The sequence below is a fragment of the Wolbachia endosymbiont (group B) of Aricia artaxerxes genome (assembly GCF_964026975.1).
Classification (GTDB): domain Bacteria; phylum Pseudomonadota; class Alphaproteobacteria; order Rickettsiales; family Anaplasmataceae; genus Wolbachia.
This window is the reverse complement of sequence record NZ_OZ034718.1, coordinates 1,409,565-1,430,364: the sequence shown is the minus strand read 5'-3', so window position 1 is coordinate 1,430,364 and position 20,800 is coordinate 1,409,565. Positions and strand designations below refer to the sequence as shown.

General features: G+C 34.0%; 15 protein-coding genes, 1 tRNA gene and 2 pseudogenes. 13 read left to right on the top strand and 5 right to left on the bottom strand.

What is annotated here, in order from left to right:
* Positions 1–268: 268 nt before the first annotated feature.
* The 3 genes and pseudogenes from nuoH to AAGE00_RS06560 all read left to right on the top strand — a co-directional run bounded on the left by nuoH (position 269) and on the right by AAGE00_RS06560 (position 3,502).
* The gene (gene nuoH / locus AAGE00_RS06570) at positions 269–1,294 is read left to right on the top strand and encodes an NADH-quinone oxidoreductase subunit NuoH (RefSeq protein ID WP_213863902.1); all 1,026 of its coding nucleotides are present in this window, start codon (positions 269–271) and stop codon (positions 1,292–1,294) included.
* On the top strand, positions 1,287–2,285 hold the full coding sequence (hemB, locus tag AAGE00_RS06565; protein ID WP_213863903.1) for a porphobilinogen synthase: 999 nt from the start codon (positions 1,287–1,289) through the stop codon (positions 2,283–2,285). The genes nuoH and hemB overlap by 8 nt, the downstream gene beginning before the upstream one ends.
* Before the next feature lie 371 nt (positions 2,286–2,656).
* Positions 2,657–3,502 (top strand): annotated as a pseudogene (locus tag AAGE00_RS06560) (IS982 family transposase).
* Between the two features lie 52 nt (positions 3,503–3,554).
* Here the strand turns inward: AAGE00_RS06560 and AAGE00_RS06555 are convergent.
* The gene (locus tag AAGE00_RS06555; protein ID WP_341815149.1) at positions 3,555–4,514 is read right to left on the bottom strand and encodes an IS5 family transposase; all 960 of its coding nucleotides are present in this window, start codon (positions 4,512–4,514) and stop codon (positions 3,555–3,557) included.
* 145 nt (positions 4,515–4,659) lie between these two features.
* Here AAGE00_RS06555 and AAGE00_RS06550 point away from each other — a divergent pair, with 145 nt between their 5' ends.
* The 6 genes from AAGE00_RS06550 (at position 4,660) to uvrC (ending at position 11,658) form a co-directional block, all read left to right on the top strand.
* Complete coding sequence (locus tag AAGE00_RS06550; RefSeq protein ID WP_341815226.1) at positions 4,660–4,845, top strand: hypothetical protein; 186 nt, start codon at positions 4,660–4,662, stop codon at positions 4,843–4,845.
* Positions 4,846–4,861: 16 nt separating this feature from the next.
* Positions 4,862–5,818 (top strand): IS5 family transposase, encoded by a 957-nt coding sequence (locus tag AAGE00_RS06545; RefSeq protein WP_341815148.1) that lies wholly within the window; start codon positions 4,862–4,864, stop codon positions 5,816–5,818.
* A gap of 284 nt (positions 5,819–6,102) precedes the next feature.
* Positions 6,103–6,861, top strand: coding sequence for a hypothetical protein (locus AAGE00_RS06540; protein WP_007302495.1), 759 nt, complete (start codon positions 6,103–6,105; stop codon positions 6,859–6,861).
* 44 nt (positions 6,862–6,905) lie between these two features.
* Positions 6,906–7,745: a glycine--tRNA ligase subunit alpha gene (locus tag AAGE00_RS06535; protein ID WP_127464006.1), complete on the top strand. Its 840-nt coding sequence runs from the start codon at positions 6,906–6,908 to the stop codon at positions 7,743–7,745.
* A gap of 3 nt (positions 7,746–7,748) precedes the next feature.
* On the top strand, positions 7,749–9,857 hold the full coding sequence (glyS, locus tag AAGE00_RS06530) for a glycine--tRNA ligase subunit beta (protein ID WP_213863905.1): 2,109 nt from the start codon (positions 7,749–7,751) through the stop codon (positions 9,855–9,857).
* Complete coding sequence (uvrC, locus tag AAGE00_RS06525; protein WP_012481994.1) at positions 9,841–11,658, top strand: excinuclease ABC subunit UvrC; 1,818 nt, start codon at positions 9,841–9,843, stop codon at positions 11,656–11,658. Before glyS ends, uvrC begins: the two co-directional genes overlap by 17 nt.
* 11 nt (positions 11,659–11,669) lie before the next feature.
* Here uvrC and AAGE00_RS06520 read toward each other — a convergent pair whose 3' ends face one another.
* Positions 11,670–12,161, bottom strand: a complete 492-nt coding sequence (locus AAGE00_RS06520; protein WP_007302491.1) for a Smr/MutS family protein — start codon at positions 12,159–12,161, stop codon at positions 11,670–11,672.
* A gap of 92 nt (positions 12,162–12,253) precedes the next feature.
* Here AAGE00_RS06520 and rlmB point away from each other — a divergent pair, with 92 nt between their 5' ends.
* Positions 12,254–13,021, top strand: a complete 768-nt coding sequence (gene rlmB, locus AAGE00_RS06515) for a 23S rRNA (guanosine(2251)-2'-O)-methyltransferase RlmB (protein ID WP_007302490.1) — start codon at positions 12,254–12,256, stop codon at positions 13,019–13,021.
* A 90-nt stretch (positions 13,022–13,111) separates the two neighbouring features.
* On the opposite strand, the gene AAGE00_RS06510 is transcribed toward rlmB, so the two are convergent.
* Together AAGE00_RS06510 and AAGE00_RS07990 are read right to left on the bottom strand one after the other, a co-directional pair.
* Positions 13,112–14,341 carry a hypothetical protein gene (locus AAGE00_RS06510; protein ID WP_341815225.1) on the bottom strand — a complete coding sequence of 410 codons (1,230 nt, stop codon included), beginning with the start codon at positions 14,339–14,341 and terminating at the stop codon, positions 13,112–13,114.
* A gap of 299 nt (positions 14,342–14,640) precedes the next feature.
* Positions 14,641–16,904 (bottom strand): annotated as a pseudogene (locus AAGE00_RS07990) (surface protein-related protein).
* A 364-nt stretch (positions 16,905–17,268) separates the two neighbouring features.
* Here AAGE00_RS07990 and AAGE00_RS06495 point away from each other — a divergent pair.
* Complete coding sequence (locus AAGE00_RS06495) at positions 17,269–18,228, top strand: IS5 family transposase (protein WP_341815149.1); 960 nt, start codon at positions 17,269–17,271, stop codon at positions 18,226–18,228.
* A gap of 29 nt (positions 18,229–18,257) precedes the next feature.
* Here AAGE00_RS06495 and AAGE00_RS06490 read toward each other — a convergent pair whose 3' ends face one another.
* A complete protein-coding gene (locus AAGE00_RS06490) occupies positions 18,258–19,283 on the bottom strand; it encodes a collagenase (protein ID WP_341815223.1) in 1,026 nt (341 codons plus the stop codon).
* A gap of 487 nt (positions 19,284–19,770) precedes the next feature.
* Between AAGE00_RS06490 and AAGE00_RS06485 the strand changes: the two genes are divergently transcribed.
* Both AAGE00_RS06485 and AAGE00_RS06480 read left to right on the top strand, forming a co-directional pair.
* Positions 19,771–19,843, top strand: a tRNA-Val gene (locus tag AAGE00_RS06485).
* Positions 19,844–19,870: 27 nt separating this feature from the next.
* Positions 19,871–20,767: a cation diffusion facilitator family transporter gene (locus tag AAGE00_RS06480; protein ID WP_007302486.1), complete on the top strand. Its 897-nt coding sequence runs from the start codon at positions 19,871–19,873 to the stop codon at positions 20,765–20,767.
* Positions 20,768–20,800: the final 33 nt, after the last annotated feature.

Genomic DNA, 20,800 nt, shown 5'->3' with positions numbered 1-20,800 from the left:
CTATTTACGGAAGGATATGTATGGATGGCAATAACATTTATTATAGTTACCGAGGGAAGAGGGAATTATTTGCCTCTCACAATGATCTTAATTATGATGTCACTAGTGTCATTCATATGCATATCATTTTACTATTCTATTAAGCTAAATGCTGTACAGAAAAGTGTTGTCCTATTGATTTCAATAGGGACATTGTCTTGTGTGTCTAGAGCATTTGCTGTATTTTTTATTGCCACAATTATGAACTATTTTTTTGATTTAGGGTTGCATGTACTTGATATTTGATATTCTTTTTCTTCTTATTCCACTTTTGCTTTCAGTAGCATATTTAGTGTACTTTGAGCGTAAAGTTATTGGTGCAATTCAACTAAGGCATGGTCCAAGTGTAGTAGGGCCATTTGGGCTACTACAGACATTTGCAGATGCTATCAAATTGATAATTAAAGAGCCGATAATACCATTTAGAGCAAACACCATACTGTTTATTATGGCTCCAATGCTCACCTTTATTTTAGCATTAATTTCCTGGGCAGTTATACCATTTGGAGCTGAAATAATTACAGAAAATGGACAGCAGGTAATAATCCCTAAGGTAATAGCAAATATTAATGTTGGAGTGCTTTATGTGCTAGCTATATCCTCTTTGGGAATATATGGCATTATTATTGCAGGCTGGTCTAGTAATTCTAATTATGCATTTCTTGGCGCTATAAGGTCAGCTGCTCAAATGATTTCATATGAAGTTTCAATAGGTCTAATAGTTGCTACAGTTGTTATTACAACTGGTACGTTGAATCTTGCAGAGATGGTGGTAGCGAAACATAATATGCCATTTTGGATTGATTTGCTGATGATGCCTATAGGAATAATATTTTTTATTTCTTTGCTTGCAGAAACTAACCGTCACCCATTTGACTTACCAGAAGCTGAAGCAGAGCTTGTCTCTGGGTATAACGTCGAATATTCATCAATGCCTTTTGCTCTCTTTTTTCTAGGAGAGTATGCAAATATGATTTTAGCAAGCGCTGTGATGACAATATTCTTTCTAGGAGGGTGGTATCCTCCACTAGAGCTTAGTTTACTATATAAAATTCCAGGTTTGATTTGGTTCGTTTTGAAGATAGTTTTATTATTGTTCATATTTATTTGGATCAGGGCAACAATACCCCGTTACAGATATGACCAACTAATGCGTCTTGGTTGGAAAGTGTTTCTACCGATATCAGTGCTTTGGGTAATACTCATTTCAGGAGTGTTGCTTTTTACTGGGAACTTGCCTGGGTCCAATGTTTAACTTTCCAAACATAAGATTAAGACGCAGGCGCTCAGGCAAGTGGATTCGCAATTTAACAAGTGAAATCACTTTATCAGTAAATGATTTGATTTTTCCCTTATTTGTTCATGACGGAGAAGAAACAATTGAGCCAATTTCTGGCTTACCTGATATCAAATGTTATTCAATAGATGGATTAATTTCTATAGTTCAGAAAGCTAAGGACTCGGGGATTAATGCTGTTGCAATTTTTCCTGTAGTTGATAGTAAACTAAAATCTGAAAAAGCTGAGGAAGCATATAATCCTGATAATTTAATCTGCAAAGCAATTCATGCTGTAAAATCGAAGGTACTTGATATTGGCATTATTGCAGACATTGCACTAGATCCATACACTACTCACGGTCATGATGGCATTTTAAAAGACGGCAAGATGGATGTGGAAAATGATGAAACTGTGTCAATATTGTGTAAGCAAGCGCTTGTTTTAGCAAAAGCAGGATGCGATATAGTTGCTCCTTCTGATATGATGGATGGCAGGATAGAAAAAATAAGAAAAACATTGGATGATAATAACTTTCAGAATGTGTCAATATTGTCCTATGCAGTAAAGTACTGTTCTAGCTTCTATGCGCCATTCAGGCAAGTTGTCGGTTCGTGCGCATCATCAAATTTCATCGACAAAAGTGGTTATCAAATGGATTATCGAAATGCACGCGAAGCAATCTGCGAAATTGAAATGGATATAAATGAAGGTGCAGATTTTATTATGATAAAGCCGGGTATGCCATACTTAGATATAATAAAAACAGCAAGTGACAAGTTCAATTTTCCGATTTTTGCTTACCAAGTAAGCGGTGAATACGCAATGATAAAAGCTGCAGCAAATAATGGCTGGTTGGATTATAACAGAGTGATTTATGAGTCCTTAATTGGTTTTAAACGTGCAGGTGCAAGTGCAATATTTACCTATGCTGCACTTGATGTTGCAAAAAATTTGGTATCTACTTAGCAGTGTGGAACATCTAAGTAGGTAGCTGGCCGAAGTGACTTGACAAACCTTCCCACTTTCCTTACCATATCAATAAGAGTATTTATCCTTGTTTTTAATCTCTGCAGATTTAACAACAAAAATTCAGTAAAAAACTCAGGTATATATTGGCAGATTACATAAAATTATAGCGGCTGCATGTCTTTTTTATTTTTTCTACATTCAGCCAAAACACGCTTATTTTAAGCGTTAGCACATTATTATAATGCCAATTTACATTATAAAACTCACTACTAACCCCAACTATGGATTAAATAAAGAGATAAAAGTGCAGCTAAGAAGAGGAAAACAGGGTAAGCTCAAGTATTTTATCAATAATTAAGAGGTTACCCATGAAGAAAGATATTACAGAACTTTACTGTTGCGTCGAGGATTTTTGTCGCACAGTCGATGATAGTTTTGCTAATATGCTCCTATCAAAAGGAAGAAAACCAACTAGAATACCGGACTTCGGAAATTCTCACCATAATTCTATTATATCATCAATCCCCTTGCAAAAGTTTCAAAGCTTTTTACCTACTTTATCTGCCACTTTATAAATCTGAGTTTTCTAAATTGCCAACATATGACCGATTTATCGCTCTTAAATCACGGGTTTTATGGATTACTTTTGCAATGGTTCTGCAAACAAGCAAAAATGACAGGTATTGCCTACATAGACACTTCTACAATCGCTGTTTGCCACAAAAAAAGAATCTCCAAGAACAAAGTTTTTGATGGTTTGGCAGAAATTAGTAAGAGCACATATGGTTGGTTTTTTGGCTTTAAATTGCACTTGGTAATTAATGAAATTGGAATCACTTACTCTAACCAAAGGTAACGTTGATGACAGAAAACCTGTGCCAACTCTCACTAAAAGACTGACCGGACTTTTGTTTGGAGATAAGGGCTATATAAAGAAAGAGCTCTTTGAGAAACTCTTTGATAGAGGCCTAAAACTCGTCACTAAAGTAAAAAAAGGTATGAAAAACGTACTCATTTCACTTAAAGAGAAGATTTTACTAAGGAAAAGATCGATTGTTGAGACTGTTTTCGACTCCTTGAAAAACAAATTTGAGATTGAGCACACAAGACACAGATCGCCAACAAATTTCCTAATTCATGTTTTTTCTGTTCTGATTTCCTATTCCATGCAGTCGAAAAAGCCCTCTATTTCTATGCCTTTCTTTGCTGGCTAATCCATAGTGGCTTTGTTGCATAGCACTGATAGGCATGTAAATCACAGTGAATTTACGCAGCTAATTTAAATTCAGCCATACCTATATCAGTAAATTTGTTCAATAAGTAGCACTTAATTAACAGCTCTTTTTCACGATTTACCTCTGATTTATTTTTCAAGCCAAACCCAAATATTTGCTTCAACCTATAGAAAAAGACTTCAATATAAGACCGTGCTCCATACTTAACTTTTTTCTTCCATTCATTAATACCATCTTCATAATTCTCATATGACCTAATTCTACTAATATACTTGTTTCTTTCTGATAAGTAGTCAGCTAAACAAATTTTAGTATCCTTCCTAGGGCGAATAATAGGCACAATATTGTATTTTCTGCATTCTTTATACACACTTTTTATATCATAAGCCGCATCTGCTCGAATAGAACAAATGTTATATTTATCACTGACTTCTTCTAACATATCGCAGACCGGCAAATAGTCTACAGCAACACCACTAGTGTAGTTCATGCTTATTGCTTTCTTATCATTTATGTTTAAAACAACATGTAATTTTCTTACTTGACCATAACCACTGTATTTTCTTTTTCGAATATTAAGCTTACTATGCCCACCGTTATTATTGTAGATACTAACTCTAGTGCTATCTACGGCAATTTCAACATTTTCCAGATCATCTTTATTGCTTCTATGGTCATCAATCTTCAAATTAAGCTTTTTAAATCTTCTGGAAGCTTGTGTATAGCTGATAATCTTAAGTTTTTTGCCTATTTGTACCATATAACCTTTTACAAAACCTACAGCTTGTCTCAAGCCAATTCTAAAAAGATGAACTATTATGTGTATTAAAATTACAACTTTATCACTATAAGTGTTATTGCCACCTGCAACTTTTGGACTATTTTCATACCAATTTTCTATGGCTTGATTAACAAAATGAAAAACATTTCCTCTTTTTTTGAGAAACTCGTTATATTCTCTTTGGTTACTTACTCTCATTTTTTGTGGCATAAGTTGTACTTGTTTGAAAAATGCCTATTTTACAACAAAATTCGTTAGTAGCCATATATTAAAAAGCTTTTCTTCTTACAATAACCTCAACCAACACTAGCTATGCAACAAAGCCATCCATAGTTGGGGTTACTAGGGGATTCTTTTGCCTTTTTCTAGCTTGGTAAATTTTTTAATATTTATAGTTAAAGCTTCAGGCCAGCGCGTGACGCATAGCTATGCGGAGATTAAAGATGTCATCCAAGTAGCTGACACTGGGATGGCTTTGTTGCACCACTCAAGGAAAGAACAGGCAGTTACTGATGGAATTTGTTATAAAATAGATATTTAGCCGACAAAGGAAAAATATGCCAATAAGAATGAAAGTCAGTAACTGCAATGAATATAACAAATTTCTTCAAGAAAGGGGAAATGTTTTTCATTATATCAACGATGCCATTGAAAATTGGTACGAAAATAGTCCAAAAGTAGCAGGTGGCAACAATGTCTACAGCGACAAAGTAGTGATTCTAATTCACATAATAACCTATCTATTCAGGATTGGTCTTAGGCAAACAGTGGGATTTATAGAGAAATATCTTGAGCAAATAGGGAAAATTTTGCAAATTATCAGCTATTCGCAGGCTTCAAGAAGGTTTAAAAAGCTTAATATCAAAATCAACGACTGCAGAGTTGATAAGAACGATATGGAAGATATTGAAATTGCTATAGATAGTACAGGTATCAGCATCTACAATAATATTCCAGGCCATAGTAAGGCAAATGGTACAGATAGAAAGTATCGCCGCTATGAGCAAACAAGAAAGCTACATGTAATGCTAGAGATAGGTAGTAAAAAAGTTATAGCTGCAAAATACAGTAGTGGAGTTTATTCCGACCACTATGGAGCCTGTGATCTTATTGAAAGAGTGGATACCAAGTATAACATAAGCACGATATATGCAGATAGGGCATATAATCGAAAGAAGTTATACAAACTGTGCGATGAGCTTGAAATAAAGACAAGGATTCCTCCGCAAAATAATGCAGTAGAGCATCCAAAGTTGGATTATATGAATGAGAGAAATTCTACAATCAAGCTCATAAAGTCATATGATGAAGATGGTATGAAGAGGTGGAAAAAAGAGATAAATTATTGGAAGAGATCTTATATAGAAAGTTTTTTCTCGCGACTGAAGCAAATATTTGGATTTAGTTTTAGGAATAAATCTGAGATTAATCGTGAGAAGGAACTGCTACTCAAGTGTTATTTGCTTAACAAATTTACTGAAATAGGCATGGCTAAGTTTGATATAGCTTCATGAATTTATTATACATTACCCACTATCCGAAGAGCTGTGCAACAAAGCCCACTGGAATCCAGGAATTTTTTGAGCACAAAGGAGATCTTATTCTAAGTTTTTATTGGTAAGAAAGGCTGGATCCCAGTGTCGGAGCACTGGGATGACAAAAAAGGAGGCTACTAGTATAAAGGGGCAACGGTTTAGATCGTTTTTAACTATTTGCCTTTTTTCTATGCAAGAAGTGTATTGATAAGTCCATTACAATTCAGTATTATGAAAAATATAAGTCAAGTGTTAGTTAGGACATGGGGATTTTTTTTCAATTTTTGGGTAAGATGCTAGGCAAGGTTTTTCCTGCCAAAATAGTAAGCTCTTTTTTAGGAGTAGGATATTTACCGGGTTGGCAGCATTATTGGTCTTCTTTTCTAATATTATTTATTACCGACATTATATTAATGCTTACATACGGAGGTGATTTTATACTATATAAAATGCCGAATTCAGGCATAGTTGTAGCTGCTATTTTTACCAAGCTAGCAATAGTTATGTTAGTGCTGCAATTAGTTGGCATATCTATTTTTCATACTCAAGATCCTTCAGCCAGCAGTGATGAGAATATAGTAATACAAATAGCATCAGGACAGGTGATGACTGTTGCGTTTTCGATGCCGGCAATAATGTCAATTTATTATATTGTAAGTAAATTCTATTTAAGTATATGCAAGGCAATACTTCAATGTCCATTTTGGTTTAATGATCTTATGCATTTGTTCTTTTTCTTTATAATACCTTATTTATTTTTTAATATTGTAGAAGTAATAAAACCATGGCCGATAAGTACGATACAGCTTAGTTATAACAATGCAATATCAATCACATTTGAAGGGATTTTTCATGTGTTTTATGCAGTGATTTTATTGTACTTGACTGCATTTATATTCTGCGATCTGACTATGCATGATGCGATTGTTTTAAACAAAAGCATATTTGAGTATGTAAAAGAAAGTTCAATAGCCTTGAGTGACTATTTTCATGGCACTATTAAAAAAATAAGTATAGAATAGTACTTATTTGCTTATGTATTCAGTTTAAAAGATATACAGTTTGCGTGAATCTACAGGATATAATAAAGGGATTACAAGATTTTTGGGCAGATGAAGGGTGTACTATACTTCATCCATATACGTCTGAAGTTGGAGCTGGAACACTACATCCCGCAACAATCATGTCAGCGATTGACGAAAAATCAACAAAAATTGCGTATCTACAACCAGTAATCAGACCTGCAGACGGACGCTATGGCGACAACCCTAATCGTTTATATCAGCATCATCAATACCAAGTTATAATAAAACCATCTGGCAGCAATTTGCAAGATATTTACTTAAATAGCTTAAAAGCTCTTGGTGTATCGACAAAAGAATATGATATTAAGTTTATTGAAGATGATTGGGAAAACCCAAGTGTTGGCGCATCCGGTCTTGGTTGGGAGGTTACATGCAACGGAATGGAAGTAACACAACTTACTTATATACAGCAAGTGGGAGGTATTGACTGCAGAATAATTCCTGGTGAAGTAGCATATGGGTTAGAGCGTTTAGCAATGTGCATACAGGGTGTAGATAATGTTTACGACATAATGTGGAACGATAATGGTGTAACTTATGGAGATATTTTTAAACAAAGAGAGCGAGAGTTTTCTTACCTGGCACTTGATTATTATGATACTAAAGTAGTACAACAGCAGTTTGAGGATACAGAAAAACTGTGTAAATTCCTTGTTGAAAAAGAATTGCCGATAGCAGCTTATGACCAATGTATTAAAACGAGCCATCTACTTAATCTACTTGATGCAAGAGGTGTGCTTGGTGTGAATGAACGTACAGCCTATATTGGTAGAGTGAGAGAGTTAACAAAAAAATGCTGTGAATTATATAGAGCAAAGTAGAATATGTTGTCACAATTATTGTTTGAATGTCTTTCAGAAGAAATTCCATCAAGAATGCAGAATTCATCTGCAGCTCAGGTTAAGAGCTATATCACTAATGCTTTTAGTAAAAATAATGTGAAATTTGCATCTATAGAAGTTTATGTGACTGCACGTCGCATTGCTCTTTTTATTGATAGCATAAGTGCTTTAGAGCTAAAAGATTCTAACAATGAAATTAAAGGACCAAGAGTTAATGCACCGAAAAGTGCTATCGAAGGTTTTTTGAGAAAAAATCGGAAAGGTGAAGAAGATTTACTCATTCGCAAAGTAAATGATGAAGATTTTTACTTCATTAAGAGAGAAAGCTGCTTATTTAACATCAACGGGTTTCTCAAAAATCAACTGGAGGAAATGCTAAAAAACTTTTCTTGGCCAAAGAGTATGAGATGGAGTGAAAGAAAAGAGAGATGGGTTAGGCCAATTAAAAATATTCTATGTATTTTAAATGACGAAATAATACCTATATCTTTTGCAGGGGTTACAGCATGCAACGTGACGTATGGTCATAGGTTTCTTTCAGGTGATGCAGTACTTACTGTTAAAACACCCAAAGACTATTTTGAATTGTTAGAAAAAAATAATGTCATTCTCCAGTTGGACAAAAGAAAGCAATTTATACTAGATCAGATTAATAAGTTTACAAAAGAGGAGAACTTACAACTTGAAAAAAATGATTATTTACTTAATGAATTGGCAGGGCTTATAGAGTGGCCAATAGTATTATTTGGTAAAGTAAAATCATCAGAATTACCGAAGAAAGTAATACTTAGTATAATTAATACGCAGCAAAAGTATCTTGCTTTAAGTGATGGACAGAAAATATCACATTTTGTTACTGTTGTAAATGTTAACAACAATGAAGTTGTCAAAGGCCATGAAAGAATATTAGAAGCACGTCTTGCTGATGCCCAGTTTTTGATATCTCAAGACAAGAAGGAAAACCTAGATTACTATGTCAAAAAATTGAGCTCTATTTCATTTCATGCTTCGCTCGGTAGCGTAGAAGAAAAAGTGAAGCGTATTATCGCTCTTTCAAAGTATATAGCGATATTTATTCCACATGCTTCATTAATTAAAGTTGAACGTGCTGCATATTTAGCAAAGGCAGATCTTGCAACGTTGATAGTGAAAGAATTTCCGGGATTGCAAGGAGTAATGAGTGGATACTACGCTTCTTATTTTCAAGAGGATAAAGAAGTAGTGGAAGCTATAACTGAGCACTATAAGCCAATTGGATCGGACCAAGAATGCCCTAGATCTCCTACTGCGATTGCTGTAGCTATTGCAGACAAAATGGATAGTTTGGTTGGCTTAATTGCAGCAGGTGAGAAAATCTCTGGTTCGTATGATCAGTTTGGTTTGCGTAGAATGACAATTGGTATAATTAGAACAATACTTGAAAATAATTTGCATATTCCAATTAGATTGCTGATAGATAAGTCAGTATCTTTATGTTCAAGGCTTCTATTGAATAAAAATATAACTCCAGTTGATAAGCCAAGTGAAAAACAAATTTTAGAACTAGTATTTAAATTCTGCTTAGAAAGGTTCAAGATTATTTTAAAAAATAGAAATATAAGGCAAGATGTTGTAGATTCAATACTATATAAAGTCGATATTAATGATCTGCTGAAAGCGGAAAAGCAAACTGTGATATTGGATCGTTATCTTAGTACAAAAGAAGGTGAACAGGTTCTAAGCACTTATAAAAGAGCCAGTAACATGATGAGCAAAGTGAGAAAAAGTGATGGCACTACTTATAATGCATCTTACAGTAAGAAGTTTTTGATTGAAGATGAGGAGATTGCGCTATCAAATTGTGCTATAGCTGCTTGTAAAAACATCAAACAAGCGATAGAAAATAACGACTTTAATACAGCGCTTGATGAACTTGCTCGTTTTGCTCCATTTATCAATCAATTTATGGACAGTGTAAAGATTAACTGTGATTCTAATGAGCTTAGAATAAACAGGTTATCTTTGCTTGCAAATGTTGTTTCTACCTTTCATTTAGTAGCAGAGTTTAACCTTATACAGGTTAAACAATTGATAAATGCTCAGGCAATATAAGGAACAAATCAAATCATCTCCACAATCCTGTGGCGTTTATAAGATGATTGGAGATAAGAGTAAGGTTTTATACATTGGTAAAGCAAAAAACTTGAAGTCGAGATTATCTGACTACCTTCAATTCGAAAACCTTTCTGAACGAATCAGAGTAATGATCTCACAGGTTATTAAGGTTGAAATATTCATCACTGAGAATGAAATCGAAGCATTGCTTCTTGAAGCACAGTTAATAAAATCGTTAAAACCATCTTATAATATTTTGCTTAGGGATGGAAAATCTTATCCTTATATAACAATTTCTAAGCATGATTATCCAAGAATAGCGAAATATAGAGGTAAGTTTAAGAAGAATGAGTTTCATTACTACGGCCCTTTTCCATCTGCTGCTGCTGTTAAGAACACTATATTATCATTGCAAAAAGCTTTTCTCTTAAGAGTATGTTCAGATCAATATTTCTCTTCAACAAAAAGACCATGTCTTGAGTATCAAGTTAAGCGCTGTTCAGCACCATGCGTAGATAAAATTACAAAAGATGATTACTGCAAATCAGTAAAACAAGCACAAGATACTCTGCTAGGAAGGAATAAAGAAGTGCAAAGACAGCTATTTTCTACAATGGAAAAGTGCAGTAGGGAAATGAACTACGAGCTTGCTGCTGTCTATAGAGATCGATTGAAATTTCTTCAGCAAATTCAAATGCAGCCAATGGATTTTTCTTTTGAAGAAGATGCAGATTTCTTTAGCGTTGTACGTGAGGCAGACTTAGCATGCATTGGTGTACTATCTTTCAGAGATAAAGGTAACTATGGAAGCATTCCTTACTTCATTGAGAATTGTAGTGATCATTCAAATGATGAAATTTTATCCACCTTTTTGGTCAATTTGTATAATCCAGTTAACACACCACCAGCGCAAATTTACGTTCCCGATTTTATTAAGGATAAGGAAATTATAGAACAAGCACTTTATGCTCTTACTCAAAAATCAATAAAAGTTTTGCATGCGAAAAATAGTAAAGAACGTGATTTGTTGAATTTTATTTACAATAATTCTCAGCATAGTCTAGAACAGAAGCTTACTGATTATAGAAATAACCTAGAAAAGCTCGAAGAGCTTAGGAAGATTTTCTCGTTACCAAATATTCCAAAGCGTATCGAGGTTTATGATAATAGCCATATATCTGGAAATCAACAAGTTGGTGTGATGATTGTTGCAGGGCAGGAAGGTTTTTTAAAAAGTGAATACAAAAAATTTACTATAAAAGAAGAAATTTCAGGTGATGACTATAAAATGATGAGAGAAGTGCTGACTAGACGTTTCTCTGGCAATATAAAAGATATAATCCCTGATTTTTTACTGATTGATGGCGGTCCAGGACATGTTTCCATAGTGCAGAATGTGTTGGAAATATTGAATATAAAAGTTCCTTTTGCTTGTATGGCAAAGGGTCATGATCGTAATGCAGGAAATGAAAGATTTTATGTGCCGGACAGAGAAGAATTTACTCTAGCAAGTGACAGTAAGGTCATGCTTTATTTACAATTGCTGCGTAATGAAGCTCACCGTTTTGCGATAACTTCGCATAGAAAAAAACGCGATAAACAGTTTTTTGCTTCACAATTAAGTGAAATATCCGGTGTTGGCAGTAAAAGAAAGAAGGCACTCATGTCTCATTTTGGTTCTGTAGAAAATATAAGCAAAGCTTCTCTAGCTGAAATTCAAAACGTACCTGGAATTAGTAAAGGTTTAGCAGAAATCATTCTTCAACACGTGAATTCTAAGAAAGGTACTCCTAAATAGGTACTCTAAAATTAACCTTTATTTCTTCTTAATAAGACATAAAAAGCTCCTTTGCCACCATGTTTTTTTATGGCTTGCTGATAGTATAAGATCATATTTCGAACTTTTGTGTCATTCAACCACTTATTTAAGCTATTCTTTATAGTGTCTATTTTATCTGTACTATTACCATGCCCCGTAATTACCAATAAGCACCTATTCCTTGCTTGATAATTTTTGATAATAAAATCTATCAATTTACAATAAGCATTATCTATACTATAGCCATGCAAATCGAGTTTATCGCTTATAAAATATTTGCCCCTATCGATCTTTAATTTTGTATTGTAGTCAAGACAAAATGATGAATCACCATTATCAGTATTAAGAAAATTTTCTTGTAAACTAGAGGCACCTTTATCAATCATAGATTTTATATTTACTTTGTGATCAACTTTCAAAGTAACTTTTCCACATTCTATTGGCTTAACATTTTTTTGCCAATCTAACTCATCATCTGACATAAATTCATTAATTGAACTGCATAATTTTACAACAATATATAAACACAGTAAAATATTGCTTATTCTATAAAAAACTGATTTTCAATAATGAGATGAAATCATCAAAAGCTAATGAAAACTGTTGGATATATGGAAAGCACACTTGTATTTCAGCATTAAGAAACAAAAATAGGCGGTGTATAGAACTGTTAGTAACAGAAAATTTCTACAGAGAATTTGAGAAAGAAATTAAACAATGTGCAGATAGTAAGGGCATTAAACCTCGACTGGTAGAGAACAAAATGTTCAATGATGTTTTACCCAAAGGTGTCAATCATCAAGGAATTGCTTTAAAAGTTGCTCCTATTTTTCACAGCTTAAATATCGAAGAAATAGCTGAAGGTTCAGGTGACAGCTCTACTATAGTCATTTTAGATCAAATTACTGATACACACAATATAGGGTCGATTTTAAGAACCTCAGCTTGTTTCAACATTGATGCACTGGTTTTACCACATCACCATTCACCGAGCGAAAATGCATCTATCGCAAAAGCAGCAAGTGGAGCACTGGATATTGTTCCTCTAATATACGTTACAAACATAGTAAAAACGATGGAGTCTTTAAAAAAGATAGGCTACTGGTGTTATGGGTTTGATTGCAATGCAAAGGAAAATATAGATGAAATAAAGAATTTTGGGCAAAAAAGAGTAATTATTTTTGGTTCTGAAGAGAAAGGAATGCGGAGATTAGTGAAAGAAAGTTGTGATTATCTTTTAAAAATTCCAATGTCAAACGTAATTGATAGTCTAAATGTTTCAAACGCAGCAGCAATAGGACTATATTCCATTTACATTAAAACAAAAATCACTGCAAATTAGTTGCAATAAAACAAGGATGTCATTCCAGCATGTGATACTGGAATGACAACAGTGAATGACATCTTGCGATGTCATTCACTAGCACTTACATTACCAATCCCAAGAAAGAGGTGAACTTGAATCTGTTGGAATCTCGAAGGATGGCTGTGACACTATCTCTTTTATCTCATTTTTAAGCCATTCGCTACCATCTTCTCCAGCTTCTTTAATAGCTTTCTTGAAACTGCTCTCTAGTACAGCTTTAGCAGCTTCAGTGACGTTACCATTACCATTTATAGCATTTCCTATTGTAGTTAACTTAATTAACTCAGCGTTTAAGTCAGCAGGCATCTTATCAGTCTTAGCCTTTATAGCAGTGACATCAGCTCCTAAGGTATCTGTAATCTTATCAGTCTTAGTTTGTATTGCAGTAACCTTATCTCCTAAATTAGCAGAATTTGTAGCAGTTTCTATAGCAGTTACTTTAGCTGTTAAGTCAGCTGGAATAGTATCAGTTTTAGCCTTTATAGCAGTAACATCGGCAGATTTAGCTAAAGGAGCTAGTTCAGCAGATTTAGCTAAATTACCTAACTCAGTTCCTAAATCAGCAGGCATCTTATCAGTCTTAGCCTTTATAGCAGTGACATCAGCTCCTAAGGTATCTGTAATCTTATCAGTCTTAGTTTGTATTGCAGTAACCTTCTTTCCTAAATTAGCAGCACTTGTAGCATCTTTTATAGCAGCAACATCAGCAGTAAAGGTATCTGGAATAAATACAGTCTTAGCCTTTATATCAGTGACATCAGCTCCTAAGGTATCTGTAATCTTATCAGTTTTAGTTTGTATTGCAGTAACCTTGTCTCCTAAATTAGCAGCATTTGTAGCAGTTTCTATAGCAGTTACTTTAGCTGTTAAGTCATCTGGAATAGTATCAGTTTTAGCCTTTATAGCAGTGACATCAGCTCCTAAGGTATCTGTAATCTTATCAGTCTTAGCCTTTATTCCTGATATCAGATCTGTTCCGACTTGAGTTTTTATGGTAACTAAGTCAGCGCTTAAGTCAGCTGGAATAGAATCAGTCTTAGTTTTTATTGCATCTACATTAGTTCCAATACCTAATAATGTAGCAATTGCACCTCCAGTCATGAACTTTGTTGCTGTAGCACTGTAATCTATTTCAGCAGCACCATTAGGTTCATACTTAAAAGTGTTGAAAACATTAGTAGCATTGTCTACACCAAAGGTATACTTATTCTGTGCAGCATCTTCATAAATTATGCTTTTAATGTTAGGGGATGGTACATTTGCTCCAGAGTTGTCTTTAAAAGTTAAACTAGCCATATCACTTTCCGTTAATTATAAAAACCATAATGTGCATGAAAATAATATAAATTCCGTAAATACTAGATTTTGCATAAGATTTCCTTGAAGCTTTTCGCTTCAGAATTCTTCTCTTGTGATCTAAGTATGTAGCAGACGATGTCATCCTAGTAGCCCCTTTGGTGTTATTCCAGTGCTTGACACTGGAATCCATTTTTCCATCATAAGAAACGTTGATTACTTTTATACTAGCAAATTTAACTGGATGCCAGTGTCTGGGCATTGGAATAACAAAAAGAGGGCAGGGCCCTCCTTATATATTAGATATAGGCTGAGTTATGATCGTGATAAACGTGATCGCTTGCGCAGTCGAACATTTTCACAAAACCATTCTCTAGATAGAGATTATATTCATGATGTTGATCTAATAACTCAAAGTTATCTTGTGTTTCTAAGCTGAAGTGACTTGAATCTGATAGCAATTCGTAATTTGGATTATCTATTTTACTAATGCTGCTTATTACTTTGCCATTACCATTTGATATAGCCAAACTATAACTATCACCATCCTTCATTATTTTGATGGATACCTTATCTTCAGGTAACACTATAAGCTTTTTCGTGTCACTATCGTGAATTAGAAATTTGCCATCTTTAAAGTAATACTTGTCTTCCGGCAAAGCACCAATCTTATAATCCGATGTATGCAGTTTGTTCCAAAAATCTAACACAGATTGCTTATCTGCTCCTTCTGCTCTATTATACAAGGCTTTCACATCATTATAATCTATGATTACATTTGCCTTATGCTTTCCTTCTACATCTCTATCATAGCTCTTTTCTATTTTCAAGATTGTGTCTTTCAACACTACCTGCTCTTTCTCCTCCACTGAAGCTGACCTTTTTGCCCTTGTTGGAATTTGTGGTTGATCAGACTGTATTTCACTGTTGTCGTTTCTCTCTTCAGCAACAACATTAGTAGTACTATGAACTTCTGTCTTAGTTTCACTTACTTGCCCTTTTGGACTTTCGGTTTGTTTCTCTTTTGTGAATATTCTCTGATAGTCCGTGTAGCCTCTGTTAGTATCGCCGATATCGCCACTGCCTTGATCGAAAGTTATTTTTTGCTTCCATTTCCCATATTCTCAATTTCAACTTGAGGAGAAACAGATGCGAGGAAATCATTATAGCTGTAGTTATAATCAGCAGAAAAGAATATTTTTCCTTTGAAGTTATGGAAATTATTAGATAACATTCCTATTTCTTCATCAGTATCACCATCAAATAGTTTTACTTTAGTGAAATATCTTTGATTGTTGATTCTCACTATTTCACCACTCGAGTTTCTTTGTATCTGATAATCATTTGGATCATGTTTAATGGTAAAAAGTTTACCAGGGGCATATTTTTCTAAGTTTATAAGGCCCACATTTATATGTTTATGAGAATAATCTCTCTTTTCATATTCATGTGCAAATACTGGGTTGATATATTTGTATTCTTCTGGTATAGTATTACCTTGAGCATCATACCTATATTCATTACCACGTTCATCAGCTGGCACTAATTTGTATCCTTCATCCTTTTGCACTAACTTTAGATGAGTAACTTCTTCAGGTAACTGATAGCGTACATTTTTTCCATGATCATGAATGAACAAGTTACTTTCATTTATAACTTCACCTCTTTCATTTTTCATCTCTTCAGTGATATAGAAGCCCATATTTTTGAATGCATGTAGATTTTCGCCTCCTTGCTTTACAACCGCTTCGTATACATCGTCGTCTGTTCTATCAGTCCCTTTATCATCCAATAATGTTCCTTTTTCTACGATTACGCCGCTTTCTCTTTGCTCATCAGAATATTGAGCATGCTTTGAATCCTGATGATTTAGAATTTTGGTCCCTCTAAGAAGCAGAGAATCTAAATCTTTTTGAATGTGTCCAGTGCTAGGATGCAACAATTCATTTTCATGTAAATGTGCTTCATCAAAGTATTCATCACGTTCAACTGTTCTGCCATCTATTAGAGAAGCTTTATAATGACCATTTTCTTTTGTAATAGCCATATAAGCACCACCGTCATATTGAGTATTCAAGTTGTGCAATATGTCCTCAAAAACAAAAGTTTCTTTAGTTTGACCTTCAACTTGCTTAAAAAAGCCCGATTCGCTCGACAACTCTCCAAGCTTTGTATTCCCATCATATATAGATAGTGCACCCATATCTCCGTGACCAAGAGCTTTGATAGAGAAAACTTTACCTTCTTGTAGATTAATATGAGCACCTCTGATTAGGTTTGGATCGATATTAACCATCTCTTCTAACATCTTTTCTACGTCAATGTTCTGAGTTTCTTTTACTTGTTTCAAGCCAGCGTTTATGGTTTTATCAAGCAAATCATCTTTCAGTTGTGTATATTTGTCCTGTGTAGCATTATATAATCTCTTACCTTCATTATGATAATTAGTGCTGGCTGAATTGCATTTTTCTACAAATTTCTCATAAGAGATCTCTCCTCTTTTGTATTGCTCGTATGCATCATGACGCTGTGTTTCTTCCTGTTCACGCAGGCTTTTCAACACATCATTATATTTTATATCCTTCTGCTTATCTAAGTCTTCTTTCCCATCATAGTAAGATTTTCTAAGATCTTTACCATGTTTTGATAATATCCTCAAAGCTTGCATTTTATACTCTTGACTGTTTTGATATTCATTACCTTGTTGGTCAGAGTAAGTTAGTTTATCCTGTCCATCAGGAGTTTTTACTACCTTTAAAAAATGATATTCCTTTGATATATCGAGGTTATCATTTGTTGCCCTATTAATAGCGGCTTTGTTGCATAGCTAGTGTTGGTTGAGGTTATTGTAAGAAGAAAAGCTTTTTAATATATGGCTACTAACGAATTTTGTTGTAAAATAGGCATTTTTCAAACAAGTACAACTTATGCCACAAAAAATGAGAGTAAGTAACCAAAGAGAATATAACGAGTTTCTCAAAAAAAGAGGAAATGTTTTTCATTTTGTTAATCAAGCCATAGAAAATTGGTATGAAAATAGTCCAAAAGTTGCAGGTGGCAATAACACTTATAGTGATAAAGTTGTAATTTTAATACACATAATAGTTCATCTTTTTAGAATTGGCTTGAGACAAGCTGTAGGTTTTGTAAAAGGTTATATGGTACAAATAGGCAAAAAACTTAAGATTATCAGCTATACACAAGCTTCCAGAAGATTTAAAAAGCTTAATTTGAAGATTGATGACCATAGAAGCAATAAAGATGATCTGGAAAATGTTGAAATTGCCGTAGATAGCACTAGAGTTAGTATCTACAATAATAACGGTGGGCATAGTAAGCTTAATATTCGAAAAAGAAAATACAGTGGTTATGGTCAAGTAAGAAAATTACATGTTGTTTTAAACATAAATGATAAGAAAGCAATAAGCATGAACTACACTAGTGGTGTTGCTGTAGACTATTTGCCGGTCTGCGATATGTTAGAAGAAGTCAGTGATAAATATAACATTTGTTCTATTCGAGCAGATGCGGCTTATGATATAAAAAGTGTGTATAAAGAATGCAGAAAATACAATATTGTGCCTATTATTCGCCCTAGGAAGGATACTAAAATTTGTTTAGCTGACTACTTATCAGAAAGAAACAAGTATATTAGTAGAATTAGGTCATATGAGAATTATGAAGATGGTATTAATGAATGGAAGAAAAAAGTTAAGTATGGAGCACGGTCTTATATTGAAGTCTTTTTCTATAGGTTGAAGCAAATATTTGGGTTTGGCTTGAAAAATAAATCAGAGGTAAATCGTGAAAAAGAGCTGTTAATTAAGTGCTACTTATTGAACAAATTTACTGATATAGGTATGGCTGAATTTAAATTAGCTGCGTAAATTCACTGTGATTTACATGCCTATCAGTGCTATGCAACAAAGCCATTAATAGCACGAGCAACATCATAAAATGCAACATGTTCTACAGGAGAAAAACTTCCAACGTTTTCTCCATCTATCTTTTCTATATTTGCTTTATAGTAGGATATGTTTTTAATTTCTCCACCCACTATTTCTTGACCAGTTGCTATAAAATCTCCTTTTGTAACTTGCAAAGCGTTGAGATGTTCCATTGCAGTTTCTGTATCATTCTCAGCAAGCCAACTTTTGAAGTCAGCATCATGTCCTTTTATGTCTTTCAAGAAACTTTTTGATTCATCTGAGTTACCTTGACGTAAAGCATCTAGGTAGTCTCTTAATAAACTAGGATCTTTTTCCTGTAAGTACATTATCAACGCATGACCAGTTTTATACACTAAACTGTTTTCTTCACCATTGGCTGAGTATTGTAAATTTAAAATTCCACCTAGATCCAAATTTGTGGCTTCAGTTTTATCAATGCTTGACCCTTGAGCATTGAACTTGTGATCTGAATGATGTTCAAAGTAATCTGCAATTCCCTCCATTAATACTGTAGGTAGAGATTTTCCTCCTGTAGCCAAGTAAGTTAAACCATGTGCAAATTCATGCTGAAGGTTATGAACGCCACCTTGCTGATAGACATACATCTCAGCAAAAATATCAGCTTCTCCTTTGTAGTAACATTTACCACCTTCATCTCCAAGGTAAGAACCAAAACGTTCGCTTCCACCAAGGTGAGTGTAATCAGCCTTATCATCAAACACATAAATTTTGAATGTTTGTTCTGAGCTACCAGGCTCCAGCTTAAATGCATCTTTAAAATTAGTAGCTGTTTCTCTTATCTCACTTTCAATGTGAGCAACTTTACTTGTTCTTAAATCATGAGAATGAACCTCTACTTTGATATTTAAATCTTTAACTTCTATGATATGCTTGTTGTTAAAATATTCATCTTTAGATATATTTTTATTTACTTGTCGATTGATTGTCATTACTTTAACCCCTAATTTATTAGTCTTTACAATATCAAGCATAAAGCTACTTCCGCTAAGAAAGTGTAAATTCTCATATTGATATAATTTATATCTTAATAAAAAAGTATAGATAGTTAACTCAATATGAAAAATCGAGAATATAGCTAAAATTCCATGGCTGTTAATAAGTAGCGGAATTATAATTAAGAAATTTACTGAGTAGAAAAAAAGGTAAAAAAATCCTTTAGTAGCGAGTTTTATAATGTAAATTGGCGTTGTAATAATGTCCTAACAAGCGCGATTTGGCTGAATGTAGAAAAAATAAAAAAGACATGCAGCCGCTATAATTTTTATGTAATTTGCCAATAAATATCTGAGTTTTTTACTGAATTTTTGTTGTTGAACCCGCGAGGATCAAAAACAAGGATAAGTACTCTTATTGGTATGATAAGGAAAGTGGGAAGGTTTGTCAAGGAGTTTCATTCAGCAAGAAGTCTAAAAGCAAATTGACTTTCATTTCACTGAAGCACTATACTAAAGCTACGATGGGTAATTAGCTCAGTTGGTAGAGCACTTGCTTGACGTGCAAGGGGTCGCTGGTTCGAGCCCAGTGTTACCCACGATTTTTGCTCATAAAAAGATTTTATATGACAGCAGTGCACAATGGCAAACACTCAATAGCAGAGTCCAAGCGCTTAATTTATTCCATAATAATAGTCGCAATAACAATGCTTATGGAGATAGCAGGTGGAGTAATTTCACATTCGCTTGCTCTACTATCAGATGCAGGACATATGCTCACTGATCTTTTTGCCTTGGTTTTAAGCTGGATAGCACACAAATTTTCAGCTAAGAAATCTGATTTACAGAGGTCATATGGGTATCACAGATTGCAGATAATAGCAGCATTTGTTAATGGTTTAACTCTATTTTTCATTGCAGCGGTCATTATAATTGAATCAATAAAGAGATTCATTTGTCCGGTCAATGTTGAATGGAAAGTAATGCTAATAATTGCCACACTTGGCCTGATCTCTAACATTATAGTCTTTTTTATATTACATAGTAAATGCGAAAGTAATATAAACATAAAAAGTGCTGTATTGCATGTTATCGGAGATATTTTAGGTTCTGTAGCTGCTATACTTGCATCCATAATTATCATGTTTACCGGATGGCAAATAGTGGACCCTATTTTGTCAGTATTTGTCAGTGTAATAATCTTAAACAGTGGATATAAAATTCTCAAGAATTCTTGCCATATACTCCTTGAAGGTACACCTGAGAGTGTATCTGCTGAGGAGATAAAAAGTGAGATTGTATCTAAGTTACCTGAAGTGATAGATGTGCATCATATACATGCATGGTCACTATCTGATAATTATTTTATACTTACTATGCATGCCAAGATAAAGCAAAATGGACAACACACTAATATTTTGTATGAGATAAAAAAAATACTATTAAATAGGTTCGAAATTGCGCACTCTACAGTTGAAATTGAATACGATGAGTGCGTAGACAGTAAAATACTTAAGCATTGACATCTATAGGCTATTTGTTATTACTACAATATC